Genomic DNA, 13012 nt, shown 5'->3' on the forward strand with positions numbered 1-13012 from the left:
GGATCGAAGGGTGAACACTTCATCGCAATCGATCCCCGTCGCTCCTACCCAGCGCGCAGCTCAGCGCGCATCCCGGCGCGCAGCTCAGCGCCCAGCTCAGCGCGCCGACCGCCGCTCCTGGCTCGGCCTGCTGCTCGTGCTCGGGCCGGCGCTGCTTATCTCGATGGACGGCTCGATCCTCTATCTCGTCATGCCGACGCTCACGAACGCCCTCGCGCCGACGGCGGGGCAGGCGCTCTGGATTCTCGACAGCTACGGCTTCGCCGTCGGCGCGCTGCTCATCACCTTCGGAAACCTGGGCGACAGATACGGGCGCAGAAAGCTGATTCTGTTCGGCGCGGTCGTGTTCGGCGTCGGCTCCGCAGGGGCCGCGTTCTCCCCGACCCCCGAGTGGCTGATCGGGTTCAGGGTACTGATGGGCGTTGGCGGGGCGACACTGCTGCCGTCGGGCCTTGGGGTGCTGTCAGAGCTGTTCCTTGATCTCCGACAGCGCTCAACGGCGATCGGCATTTACGCTGCAACGTTCGCGGCAGGGTTTGCCATCGGACCCGTCATCGGCGGCGTGCTGCTGAGTTTCTTCGACTGGGGCTCCGTGTTTCTCGTCAACGTTCCCGTCGTCGTGCTCGTGGTCGTCTTCGCACCGATAGTGCTGCGGCGTGGCACGCGGAGTGGTTCGGGGCGGATCGACGTCGCCAGCATCGCGCTCTCCGCTGCCGGGCTCCTCGCCGTCGTGTACGCGGTGAAGTCGCTCGCGACCGAGGGGCCGACGTGGGTGGGCGGCGGGATCGGGATCGCCGGGGCTGCGATCCTCACACTGTTTGTTCGGCGGCAGGCGCGCATTCCTCAGCCGCTCGTCGACCTGCAACTCTTCAAGTCCCGCGTGTTCGCCATCGCGATCACGACCGGGCTGCTTACGCTCTTCGCCTGGTCGGCGTCGGCGTACCTCGGCGGCATGTACCTGCAGTCCGTGCTCGGGCTGCCGGTGCTGACCGCAGCGCTTCTCGCGCTGCCGGGGGCGGTCGTGCTCACCGTCACGTGCATCCTCACGCCGCGACTGACCGAGCGGATCGGCGCGCGCGCCGCACTCGTGCTGTGCCACTTCACGATGGCGGCAGGCCTTGCCCTGCTGCTGGCGACGACCACCGCGGTCGGCATCGGGTGGTTCGTCGCGGCGACCATCGTCGCGAGCTTCGGGTTTGGCATCTCGTTCGCGCTCGTCGCAGACACTGCGGTGTCGGCGGTATCGCCCGAGCGGGCGGGCTCCGCTGGCGCCATCGCTGAGATGTCGAACGAACTCGGCAATGCGCTCGGGATCGCGCTGCTCGGGTCGGTCGCCGCCTTCGTGTTCCGGCTGCTCGGGCCGGGCGTCGCGCCGACGCTCACTGAAACGCTTGACGCCGCGACGAACGCTGCGCTCATCGAGCAGGCAAAGACCGCCTTCGTTTCTGGGCTGCACCTCGCCGTCGTGATCGCGGTTGTGCTGTGTGCTGCTTTGGGTGTGGCCTCATTGCGGTGGGTGCCGAAGCGGAGTCGCCTAGACGCAGCCGGTTCATGAGTCTAGCCCTGCAGGACAGTCGGAGGTGCGGCCGGCCAGCTGGGGTATCGCCCGGAGTTAACGCGCTGTGGTCACGGTCTGGGATCGCCCCCAGAGGTCCAACCCCAAAGCATCACGGCCGCAGATAGCACGCCCAACGCTCGTCACCACTCGGCTCCGGCAGCCCCATGGATACCGTTGCGCTGGCTACACCGGCAGCCAGAATGCGGTCGAGTAGCGCGCCGCACAACCCCGACTGATCAGCGCTCACGATCCCAGAGAAGGAGATGCCGTACATGCTGTCAACAACCTGGATGCCAGAAGCGCCCGCGTCGCGCGCCATTGTCGTGAGCTCGGTGAACAGCTCCTGCCGCCCCGCCAGCGGCCCGGACACAAGCCGGAAATTGGCATCGGTGGTGGACCAGCCCGCGACCGACACGTGCCAGCGAGTTTCGTCTATTTCCGCGAAATCCAGTCGCGTTGCCGTGACCTCGTCATATGCGGCAGCAATTCCGACGACATCATCCGTATCAACGTAGCAACGCAGATCGACCCGCGTGCGGGGGCCTTCAACTGTATCGACCTCCGCCAGATCAGCACCCTGGCACACAGATTCGTAGGTTGTTCGTACGAGCGCGGCGAGCACCTCCGGCCCGGGGTTGTAGGCGGCGGCGACCCCCTTCACCTGACCACCCCCGGGCACAGGGATCAGGGAAATCTGCGCAATTTGGCCTCCGTCGAGCACTTCCCCAATCCGCGTTTCCGCCTCGGCTAGGGCGGCGAGCTGGGCATCGGGAGCTGGGAGTTCCTTCCACGCCAGCTGCACAGCGACCTCGTGGGTCTGCCCGGGAACAGCTGCGAGGATGACCAGGTCTGCGAGCCCTTCGCCCTTCATGACGGACGCAAGCTCCTGCAGAGTCCGGGGCTCAGCCGCCGCTTCTTGGGTCGAGCTCGGAGCAGGGGTTGGCGCAGCCTCCCCGGAACTCGCGCATCCGGCGAACAGGAGAGCGGCAGAGGTGAGGAGGATCAGACGGATTCGTATTCCCACACGCCGAGTATAGGCGCTGCCTGGCGCCCGCGACTCTCCCTACCCTTCCCCGGGCCCGGCCTCATCCTTCGGGAGGCCGCGGAAGTAGCTCCGCTTTGAACGGCGCACGTGTCCGGCCATCGCGTTCCCTGCGGCGTCGACGTCGCCAGCGTCAATCGCGTCGATGATTGTGTGGTGTTCGGGCCACGATGTCTTCGACCGCTGCGGAGCGTCAGCCTTATAGAGCCGCTCGATGGAGCCACCGATCGTCACGAGGAGCACTGAGAGCACCGTGCTGCCGGCGAGTGATGCGACAGCCTGGTGAAAGCGCATGTTGAGGCCAACAAGCTGATCGAGGCGCTTCTCCGCGAGGGCCGCGTCGCCCTCCGCGAGGATCGCCGTAATCTCGGCCCGTGTCGCGAGCCATTCCTCGTCGGCAACTTCGCCCTCGCGAGGCGCGTGCCGAGCGGCCTTGCGAGCCGTCGCGCGCTCGATCTCCTCGCGGATCTCGAAGAGGTCTGCCGCGTCTTCCGCTGGCAGCTCGCTCACTCGAGAGCCGAAGTGCAGCTTCGACTCGACGAGGCCTTCCGATTCGAGCGCGCGGATCGCCTCGCGAACCGGCACGCGACTCACCCCGAATTCCCGGCTGAGCGCGATCTCGTTCAGGTGGGTGCCTGCGGTCAAATCCCCCATGACGATCCGCTGGCGCAGCGCGCTGCGAATCCGTTCCACGTTACTCACAACCACGTGCACTCCTCATTGTGTGCGGTGCGCCGGCCGCTCGTCCCCGCCGGCGCACCGCGATACCTACTGCCTAGGCGAAAAACGCTGCCCCGGGAATCGATTCGAGGAGCTGCGCCGTGTACTCCGTCGCCGGCGTTTCGAAAATAGTATCAACGGAGCCAGACTCCACGACTGCGCCCTGTTTCATCACCAACACCTGGTGCGCGATCTGGCGAACCACAGCCAGGTCGTGGGTGATGAAGAGGTACGTGAGGCCGAGCTCCGACTGCAGCTCCGCGAGCAGCTCGAGGATCTGATCCTGCACGAGCACGTCCAACGCCGAAACTGCCTCGTCGCACACCACAAGCTGCGGGTTGATGGCGAGCGCACGCGCGATCGCGACACGCTGCCGCTGGCCACCCGAAAGCTGCCCCGGGCGGCGCTGCGCAACAGTGCGAGGCAACGAGACCTGGTCGAGGAGCTCGGCGACCCTTGCCTGCCGTGACGCACGGTCGCCGACACCGAAGATACGCAATGGTTCGTCGATGAGACGCTCAATGCTGTACGTCGGATCCAGCGACCCGAATGGATCCTGGAACACCGGCTGCATCCGTCGCCGGGCCGCCCGCAACCGCGCACCGCGCGCCACCGCGATGTCCTCGTCCCCAAGGTGCACCGTGCCAGACGTAGGGGTCTCCAAGCCGAGCACCATGCGCGACAGGGTGGTCTTTCCTGAGCCAGACTCCCCCACCACCGCTGTGGTTGTCCCCGCTGCCACATCGAACGAAATGTTGTCGACAGCTCGGAGGATTCCCCCGCCGCCGCGGATCTTGTACTCCTTCGTCAGCCCGTCCACCCGAAGCAGCGGGGTGCCGAACGACGCAGTGTCGAGGTGCAGTTGATCCCGCGCCTCTGCCCGCGCCGCATCCTCAGCGCGCACCTTCGCGGCGTCCGTATCGCGCACGGCGACGAGCGATGGTGCTGCCGCAACGAGCTTGCGGGTGTACTCCTCCTTTGGGGACTTCAAGATCTCCGAAGGCGTGCCCTGCTCAACGATCTTGCCCTTCGACATCACGATGACCCTGTCCGCACGATCGGCGGCAAGACCGAGATCGTGGGTGATGAAGAGGAGCGCGATGCCCTCCGCGTCGATGAGCGACTGCAGGTGATCAAGGATCTGGCGCTGCACGGTGACGTCAAGGGCTGACGTCGGCTCATCGGCGATGAGCAGCTCAGGGTTGCAGGCAAGGCCGATCGCGATGAGTACGCGCTGGCGCATGCCGCCGGAGAACTCGTGCGGGTACTGCTTCGACCGCCGCTGCGCGTCGGGGATTCCAGCGAGCGTCATGAGTTCCGTGACGCGGGCCCGCACACCGGCGCGCGACATGTCCCCGTGGCTGGCGGGGTGAGCGAGGATTGTGTCTGCGATCTGCGCTCCCACCTTCATCGTGGGGTTCAGGTTCGACATCGGATCCTGCGGCACGAGACCGATCTGCTCGCCACGGATGCTCCGCAGCTCGCGCTCGGTCGCCCCGGTGAGCTCGCGACCCCGGAGGGTGATCGAACCACCGGTGACGCGACCGTTGGCCGCAAGCAGACCCATGATCGCCGCCGCGACGGTCGACTTACCCGAACCGGATTCACCCACGATCGCCACGCGTTCGCCAGGCTTGATGTCGAGATCCACTCCGTGCAACACCTGGGTTTCACCCGCGTCGGTGGTGAAGCCGACGGTGAGCCCGCTCACAGAAACCAGGGCCTCCTGGCCAGCTGGCTGCGCAGCACTCGCGTGCTCGCCCCGGCTCGTATCGTTAGCGTCCTGCTGCATAGCCCTGTGCTCCTCGCGGGTTGGCGGCGGCTGAAAGCGCGCCAGTTTGGGGGTTTCTTCCGACGCTGGAGAGGCGACCAAGCGCCCAGTCCCCCGCACGGGTGATTCGGTGACCGCGGGCCTCGAGGTCGGCGATGACGTCGTCGCCGAGGCGATCTTCGACAACGACACCCGCCGGCGTCCAGGTGCGCGGCCAGAACGACTCGGGAACCGAGGTCGTGTGCAACGCCGGCGCGTCGATCGCCTGCTGCTGCGTGTAGCCGCCGACGAGCACCCTGAGGAGGAACAGCAACTGCCACTGATCCTGCTGGTCTCCGCCTGGCGAACCGAGCGCGAGCACGGGCTCACCGTCACGCAGCACGAGCGTGGGCGTCAGCGTCGTCCGCGGGCGCTTGCCCGGCGTGAGCGTTGACGGGGCGCCCGCCTCGAGCCAGGTCATCTGCAGGCGCGAGCCGAGGCAGAACCCCAGCTCTGGGATCACCGGTGAGGACTGCAGCCAACCGCCTGACGGCGTTGCAGCCACCATGTTGCCCCACCGGTCGACGACGTCGATGTGGCAGGTGTCACCCTTGGTGACCCCGGCCTTGGTAACCGTCGGCTCGCCAACACCGGCAATGGCTTCCCCCTCGGCGAGTGCCGGCGGGCGGTACGCGGTGCGCAGCGGCGGCACGAACGGGGTGTGGCCAGGGATGGTGCCCGGCCTGAGTTCCGTCGACGCATGCTCTCCGATGAGCGCGCGGCGCTCCGCCGCGTACTCCTCTGACAACAGCACGTCCAGTGGCACATCGTGGTCGCCGTAGTATGCCTCGCGATCCGCGTAGGCAAGCTTCTGCGCCTCAATGATCCGGTGCGCGCCATCGGCGGTCGACGGATCAATCTCGTCGTCGGCAAAGCCCGCGAGGATCTGCAGGGTCTGCAGCAGTGCTGGGCCCTGACCCCACGCGCCGGTCTTCGCGATCGTGACGCCGCGGAACTCGATCGTGACCGCGTCCTCGGTACTCGCTCGGAACCCTGCAAAGTCATCGCGGGTGATCACACCAGCGTGGTCCGTTCCTGAGGAGTGCCGGTGCGCGCCGAGCACGAAGTCCGCTGCTGCGTCAGCAACGAAGCCGTCAGACCAGGCGTGCCGTGCCGCTTCGATGCGGGCGACGCGATCTGCACCAGCGGGCAGCGCCGCGCCTGCCTCGATGAGTCGATCGAGGGTGCGCGCGTACGCCTCATTGCGGATGATCTGCCCTGGCGCCGGAGCCTTCCCGTCGGTGAGCCAGAGCTCAGCCGAGGTCGGCCAGTGCTCGAGGAAGAGCTCGCGCACGCTCTCGATCGTGGTGCTCACCCTGGCGAGTGCTGCGTGACCGTCGCGTGCGTAACCAATCGCAAACTCGAGCACGTCTGCGAGCTCCCAGGTGCCCTGCTCCGCGAGCAGAAGCAACCAGGCGTCGACCGCCGCAGGCACCGCGGCTGCGAGAGCGCCAGAGCCGGGCACGAGTTCGAGGCCCTCGGACAGATAGTGCTCGGCGCTCGCGCCTGCCGGCGCGTGGCCCTGCCCCATGAGGACGCGCGGGCCAGTGTCTGAGCCGCTGACGTGGAAGATGCCGGTCATGTCACCGCCCGGCCCGTTGAGGTGCGGTTCGACGACGTGGAGCACGAATGCCCCAGCGACGCTCGCATCGAAGGCGTTGCCGCCGCGCTCGAGCACGGCCTGCGCACTCGCGGTCGCGAGCCAGTGCGTCGACGCGCTCATCCCGAAGTTGCCCTCGAGCGTTGGCCTGGTGGTGAATTCTGCCGGTGGTGTGAAAGACATGGGGATCACTTTCTCGCACTCGACGGATCGAGTGCGTCGCGGAGTGCGTCTCCGAACAGGTTGAAGGCCAAACAGATCACCATGATCGCAAGCCCGGGGAACACGGCTGCGCTCGGCGCGCGGAAGATGTACTGCTGCGCGTCGGAGAGCATAATGCCGAGGCTCGAGCCGGGCGGCTGGATCCCGAGGCCGAGGAAGGAGAGGATCGCCTCACCGATGACGGCGACAGGAATGATGACGGTGGCCTGCACGATGATTGCCGACACAATGTTCGGCAGGATGTGGCCGCCAAGGATACGGGTGGGCCCAGCGCTCATGGCCTGGGCACTGAGGACATAGTCGAGCTCCTTCACCCTGAACGTCTCAGCGCGCACAACGCGGATCATCGTGGGGATCTGCGCGATGCCGAGCGCGATCGCCGCGTTCCCAAGACTCGCGCCGTTGATCGCGGCGAGTCCGACAGCGATGATGAGGAACGGGAACGCGAGCATCACATCGGTGAGGCGGGAGACGATGCCATCGAGCCAACGCCAGTACCCCGCGAGGAGGCCGAGCGGGGCGCCAATGACGACGGCGAGGGCGACGGAGAGCAGGCCGACCTGAACCGATGCCTGGGTGCCGTAGAGGATTCGCGAGTAGATATCGCGCCCGAGGTCGTCTGTACCGAGTGCGAAGCCGACGGTGCCTGGGACCTGGAATGGCGTGTCAAAGTGCACCTCTGCCGGGTCGTAGGGGGCGAGGAGCGGAGCGAACAGTGCGACGAGCAGAACGAGCAGCAACAGCACGCCGCCTGCGAGGCCGAGCGGGTTTCGGCGGAGCGAGCGCCAGAGGCGTCCGCGATCCGAACCGAGGCTGGATCCGACTGCGACGGCCGCGGTGCTCGGAGGCACCGCCTGGCCCGAGCCGGTGAGCGGGGATTTCGTAGACATTATTTTCTCCCTCCCACACGGATGCGGGGGTTAATCACCGAGTACAGCACGTCGACGGCAAGGTTGATGAGAATGTAGGCGAGCGTGACCACGAGCACTACCGCTTGGATCACCGGGTAGTCGCGGGTGAAGACGGCGTCGAGGGTGAGCTTGCCGAAGCCGGGCAGCCCGAAGATGCGCTCCGTGACAACCGCCCCAGAGATGAGGCCGCCGAGCTGCAGACCGACGATCGTCATAACCACGATGAGCGAGTTCCGCAGGCCGTACCGGAAGAGGATTCGGAAGCGGCCGAGGCCCTTCGCCCTGGCCGTGCGCACGTAGTCGGAGCCCATCGACTCGATCATCGATGCCCTCGTCTGGCGCATGATGACCGCGGCAAGGCTGATGCCGAGGATGATCGCTGGGAGCGTCAGGTAGTACAGCCCGGTGATCGGGTTGTCGAGCACCGGCACGTATCCGGACGCGGGGAACCAGCCGAGGATCACGGAGAGGTACATGATGGCGAGGATGCCGAGCCAGAAGTTCGGGACGGAGAGGCCTACGATCGCGAAGATGTTCGCGATCCACTCTGGCCAGCGCCCGCGGAAGCGTTCGGCGATGACGCCTGCGAGCACGCCGACGATCACGGCGATGACGATCGCGTAGGTTGCGAGCCAGAGCGTCACGGGGAGTGTTGCGCCAATGAGCTCGGTGACTGGTGCGCCCGTGCGGAGGGAATTGCCGAAGTCGCCGCGGAATACGTTGCTGATGAACGAGAGGTACTGCACCACGATCGACTTATCGAGACCGAGGCGCTCTCGGGTTGCGGCAACCGTTTCGGGGTCTGCCTCCTCCCCTGCCATGGCGAGGGCGGGATCGCCCGGGATGGCGCGGACGCCGATGAACACGACGATCGAGGCGAGGATCAGGGTCAGTGCTGACTGCCAGAGCCTGGTGAAAATGTAGCGGGGCATGGGTACTAGTCCTTGTCGGCCACGAAGCCAGCGCGGCTGAGGCGCACGACTCCGTCGGTGTAGGTGCGGACGCCGGAGACATCGACAGAGTGAGCCGTGATGTTGCGCTGCCGGTAGGTGTAGATCAGCGGGTTGTCCTCGTGAGCGAGGGCCACTGCTTGCCCGTAGAGTGCTGCACGCTCGTCAACGTCGCTGAGCTGTGCGGCGCGGGTGAGCAGGTCGTCCATCTCGGCGCTGTTGTAGCCACCGTCGTTGTTTCCCGCGCCGGTCGTGAGGAACGTTGCGAGGTTGCCGTGTGGATCGATGCGCCCGGACCAGCCGATCTGCATGAGATCGAAACTGCCAGATTTCTGCATGTCGAGGAGTGTCGAATACTCGACTGGTTCGATGCGCAGGTTGAAGCCGCCCTCCCGCACGCTCGCCTGTAGGGCCTGCGAGTAGCGGAGCGCGTCTGGCGAGTTCGCCACCTTGAGCGAGACGGTGAGCGGGATCTCGACGCCGGCCTCTTCGAGGAGCGCACGCGCGCCTTCCGGGTCGAATTCGACGCACTCGTTCGAGGCTGCTGTCGCGAACGGGCTGCCTGGCGAGATCGCGCTGCACGCTGGGTCGTACCAATTGTTGAACACGGAGTTCACGAGCGCAGGGCGGTCGATGGACATCGAGAGCGCCTGCCTGACCCTCGCGTCTGACGCGAGCGGCCCTTCGCGCTGCACAACGGGCTGGGCGGTGCCGTTGGTGTTTCCGATGTTGACGGTGAGGCCCTGGTAGCCGAGGGATCCGGTCTGCAGCACCTCGATGTCGCGCTCAAGCAGCAGGGCGTCAGCGTCCTGCGGCGAGATCGAGTCGGCGACGTGAACGTCGCCCGAGCGGAGGTTCGCCGCGCGAATGTTCGCGTCGCCCATGATCCGGTAGGTGATGGTGTCGAGGTGGACCTCGTCTGCCGCGTAGTAGTTCGGGTCTTTCTCGAGCTTGATCGAGGTCTGCGGGATGCGCTCGACGAACTTGAAGGCGCCGACGCAGCTGGGGTTGTCTGCGAAGGCCGTGGTCTCGTCTCCTGTGGCTTTCGGGGAGAGGATCATACCTGCGCGGTCCGCGAGGGCTGCGGTGAGCGGGGCGAACGGGGTCGCGTATTCGACGACGACGGTTTCCGCGTCGGGCGCGCTCACCCGTTCGATCGGGCCGAGCTCGGTCTTTCGGCCGGAGCCCTCGAGGGTGAGGTTGCGCTCGAGGGTGGATGACACCGCTGCGGCGTTGAACGGAGTGCCGTCGGAGAACACGGCGCCCGTGCGCACGGGAATGGTCACCCGCAGGCCGTCCGCGCTGATCTCCGGAAGCTCGGTTGCGAGCTGCGGCACGATCTCGCCGTTCGCGTCGATGTCGTACAGCTTCTCGCACATTGCGTTCATGACGAAGCGGGTATACAGGGAGGTCGACGTCGTTGGATCGAGCTTGTCCGGCTCAGAGGAGAGCGCCATGATGAGGTCGCCACCCTCTTGTATCGCCTGTCCAGTGGTGGGGGCCTCAGTGACGTCGACGCGGACGCCCTGCGCTTCGGGGTATTGCAACGGCACACACCCGGTGACGGCGATCGCGAGCGCAGCCAGACCGGCCGCACCTGCCCACTTCCGGGACGCTCTCACACGCGTTCCGCGATTATGCATGGTTCTCCTGACTTCTGGTTCACCGACGTTGGCAAACGAGACTGTTCAATAATGTATACAAAAGCGCGGCGAGATGCCACATTTTTGTATACACATTTCGTCACGTAACGCCGCGACCATCCCGATGGCAGCACTCAGAGGCGCCGGAATCACGGGGGATTTCGAACATCGGCGCACAAGGGCCGTGCGCAAACACCGGAGAAAACTGGCTCGGTGCGACCCGGTGTTACGGGCGAGTAGCCGGCACCGCGAGCGCCCATTCGGCCATCGCGTCGAGCACGGTACGCAACTGCAGCCCGAGTGGAGTGAGAGCATATTCCACCCGCGGCGGGACCTCGGCGAACACCGTGCGCGTTACGAGCCCGTGCGCCTCGAACTGGCGCAGCCGACTCGTGAGCGTGTGCGGGCTGATGCCAGGAAGCCGGTCGCGAAGCTCGCCAAAGCGGAGCGACCCGTGCAGCAGCTCGCGCACAATGAGCGTCGCCCACGGCCCCTCGAGGAGTACGAGAAAGCGCGCGACACCGCATTCGGGGAGATCATTCTGCATGATTTCAAGAATACCTCAACAGTGCAGTTGATGTAACTGATGCATTCACTGCACTATTGAGTTATGACATCAGTAATCCACGGCGCAACTGGCGCCCAAGGCTCCCCCGTTCTCGCAGCGCTTACCGCGCTCGGCAAGCACCCCATCGCGCTCAGCCGCAACGCTGCCCCCATTGAGGGCGCGCGCAGCATCGCCGCCGATGCGACCTCGGCCAAGGCCCTCACCGCCGCCTACCGCGAAGCAGACTCGGTGTTTGTGCACCTCCCGCTCGGCTCCGAGGAGACCCGCCGCGGCATCGCCGGCGCGGTCGTCGAAGCCCTCGCCGAGGCGCGGCCGGGACGCGTCGTGATTTCGACGAGCGGAGCAATCGTTGACGCTCCTGGGACTGCGATGCAGGTCGCACCGGACTCGGCGCTCGCACAGCTCATCGACGGCGCCATGAAAACGGGCATCCCCACCGCCGTCGTAGCCCCACGGCTCTTCCTTGAGAACCTGCTCCTGCCACACGTTCAGGCGGGCGTGCGCGAGGAGGGTGTGCTGCGCTACCCCGTTCGGCCCGATTTCGCGGTCTCGTGGGCCTCGCACCTTGACGTCGCCGACGCCATTGTTGCCCTGCTGCACGACCCAACCGTCACGGGAGTCATCGGTGTCGGCCACACTCCGCCGGTCACCGGCCCGGAGCTCGCCGCAGCCTTCGCCGAGTCGCTCGGCACGCCCGTTCGTTTCGAGCAGGTGACCCCAGCGGAGTTCGGCCAGCGCATCGCCCCGCTTCTCGGTGAAGGCCCCGCCGCCGGTGTCGCCGGGCTCTACACCGCGCTGGGCGCTGAGCCCGACTTCACCTTCAGCCCGGAGACCGGCGCCGCGGCCCGCCTCGGCGTCGAGCCGCGCGCCCTCGTCGCGTGGATCAACGGGGTGAATAGCTAACGGGTTTCGTTTCCCTCCCGGGCGCGTGCGCGCAGCCCGGGAGGGCGCTGGCCGCACTCGCGGCAGGCCACGGCTCGCCGCGGATCGCTACGGCTCGCCACAGAGCGCCACAGAGCGCCACGGTCGAAGACCCCGCGCGTCGCTAGCGCTTCGGCCCGCCGGGCCTCACGCGAAGGTCTGGCCGAGCAGGATCCCTGCCAGCGCGAAAAGCACCGCGATGCCAAGGGTGCCGAGCGCGTTGGCGGCCGCGGCACCAAGCCTCCCGGCCCGAGCGAGCCGCACGGTGTCGAGACTCGCGGTACTCAGGGTCGTGAACCCACCGAGCAGACCAACACCGAGGCCGAGCCACGCTGGGTGCGCGGCCGCGGACGACACGACGAGAGAATCAGGCACCGCGCCGAGTAGGCCGACGAGCAGACCGAGCAGAAATGATCCGCTGACGTTTACGAGCGTGATCCCCCAAGGAAACGGTCCCTTCGCGGGTGCGCTTGCCCGGCGCCGCGCGCGCCGCGTCACCCACGTGTCGAGCGCAAAGCGAGCGATGGACCCGGCACCGCCGCCGAGAGCAACCAGTAGCGCGCCGAGCAGGCTTATCTCACTCATCTTCGCCGCCGATCCGCACAGTACGACCCCGTACAGTACGCCTCATGACAGCGCGGCTCCACGCAGTGCCGACCCACACGCCGACGACCGTAGCCAGTGCGGCGGCGACCACGGTGCCGAGCGCGAGTCCGAGCGCTCCCCCCGCACTGCCGAGCCGGGCGAGCTCAGCGACCCCGACCGCGAGGGCGCTGTATGTCGTGAACCCGCCACAGAATCCGGTTCCGAGCAGCAGTTGCAGACGCGGTGCCCGACGCGCGAATCCGGCGACAAGCAGGCCGAGCACGAATGAACCCGCGACGTTGATCGCGAGAACCGCCGTGCTGCTGTGCAGCGGAAGGGCGGCGCCGAGCAGGTAGCGTGCGAGCGTACCGACCGCGCCGCCGACCCCGACGAGCGCGAGTGCCGAGAAGGTCAGCGCGCTTGCTCCGCAGCTTCCTTCGGATGACTTACCCACGCGTCGATACTACGCGCGAACACCGCCC

12 protein-coding genes are annotated in these 13012 nt (G+C 66.8%); 2 read left to right on the forward strand and 10 right to left on the reverse strand.

Annotation, left to right across the window (positions count from 1 at the left end):
• The first annotated feature begins 10 nt into the window (after positions 1 to 10).
• Positions 11 to 1555 carry an MFS transporter gene (locus SD72_RS02385; RefSeq protein ID WP_198141823.1) on the forward strand — a complete coding sequence of 515 codons (1545 nt, stop codon included), beginning with the start codon at positions 11 to 13 and terminating at the stop codon, positions 1553 to 1555.
• A gap of 112 nt (positions 1556 to 1667) precedes the next feature.
• Here SD72_RS02385 and SD72_RS02390 read toward each other — a convergent pair whose 3' ends face one another.
• From SD72_RS02390 to SD72_RS02425, 8 genes are all read right to left on the reverse strand, one after another.
• Positions 1668 to 2582, reverse strand: a complete 915-nt coding sequence (locus SD72_RS02390; protein ID WP_157000413.1) for a hypothetical protein — start codon at positions 2580 to 2582, stop codon at positions 1668 to 1670.
• 39 nt (positions 2583 to 2621) lie between these two features.
• The gene (locus SD72_RS02395) at positions 2622 to 3302 is read right to left on the reverse strand and encodes a GntR family transcriptional regulator (RefSeq protein WP_157000414.1); all 681 of its coding nucleotides are present in this window, start codon (positions 3300 to 3302) and stop codon (positions 2622 to 2624) included.
• Between the two features lie 73 nt (positions 3303 to 3375).
• Entirely contained in the window at positions 3376 to 5112 is a 1737-nt protein-coding gene (locus SD72_RS02400) for a dipeptide ABC transporter ATP-binding protein (protein ID WP_042542825.1), read from the reverse strand.
• A complete protein-coding gene (locus tag SD72_RS02405) occupies positions 5096 to 6913 on the reverse strand; it encodes a gamma-glutamyltransferase family protein (protein ID WP_042542826.1) in 1818 nt (605 codons plus the stop codon). Before SD72_RS02405 ends, SD72_RS02400 begins: the two co-directional genes overlap by 17 nt.
• A 5-nt stretch (positions 6914 to 6918) precedes the next feature.
• Complete coding sequence (locus tag SD72_RS02410) at positions 6919 to 7842, reverse strand: ABC transporter permease (RefSeq protein ID WP_084766695.1); 924 nt, start codon at positions 7840 to 7842, stop codon at positions 6919 to 6921.
• Positions 7842 to 8795 (reverse strand): ABC transporter permease, encoded by a 954-nt coding sequence (locus SD72_RS02415; protein ID WP_042542827.1) that lies wholly within the window; start codon positions 8793 to 8795, stop codon positions 7842 to 7844. Before SD72_RS02415 ends, SD72_RS02410 begins: the two co-directional genes overlap by 1 nt.
• Positions 8796 to 8800: 5 nt before the next feature.
• Complete coding sequence (locus SD72_RS02420; RefSeq protein ID WP_232299614.1) at positions 8801 to 10435, reverse strand: ABC transporter substrate-binding protein; 1635 nt, start codon at positions 10433 to 10435, stop codon at positions 8801 to 8803.
• A gap of 247 nt (positions 10436 to 10682) precedes the next feature.
• The gene (locus SD72_RS02425) at positions 10683 to 11003 is read right to left on the reverse strand and encodes a winged helix-turn-helix transcriptional regulator (RefSeq protein WP_198141824.1); all 321 of its coding nucleotides are present in this window, start codon (positions 11001 to 11003) and stop codon (positions 10683 to 10685) included.
• A gap of 63 nt (positions 11004 to 11066) precedes the next feature.
• Between SD72_RS02425 and SD72_RS02430 the strand changes: the two genes are divergently transcribed.
• The gene (locus tag SD72_RS02430) at positions 11067 to 11927 is read left to right on the forward strand and encodes an NmrA family NAD(P)-binding protein (RefSeq protein WP_042542830.1); all 861 of its coding nucleotides are present in this window, start codon (positions 11067 to 11069) and stop codon (positions 11925 to 11927) included.
• A gap of 165 nt (positions 11928 to 12092) precedes the next feature.
• Here SD72_RS02430 and SD72_RS02435 read toward each other — a convergent pair whose 3' ends face one another.
• Positions 12093 to 12530 carry a CrcB family protein gene (locus SD72_RS02435; protein ID WP_042542831.1) on the reverse strand — a complete coding sequence of 146 codons (438 nt, stop codon included), beginning with the start codon at positions 12528 to 12530 and terminating at the stop codon, positions 12093 to 12095.
• Positions 12523 to 12984 carry a fluoride efflux transporter FluC gene (locus SD72_RS02440; RefSeq protein WP_042542832.1) on the reverse strand — a complete coding sequence of 154 codons (462 nt, stop codon included), beginning with the start codon at positions 12982 to 12984 and terminating at the stop codon, positions 12523 to 12525. The genes SD72_RS02435 and SD72_RS02440 overlap by 8 nt, the downstream gene beginning before the upstream one ends.
• Positions 12985 to 13012 lie beyond the last annotated feature (28 nt).

The organism is Leucobacter komagatae (assembly GCF_000834055.1).
In the GTDB taxonomy this organism is placed as follows: domain Bacteria; phylum Actinomycetota; class Actinomycetes; order Actinomycetales; family Microbacteriaceae; genus Leucobacter; species Leucobacter komagatae_A.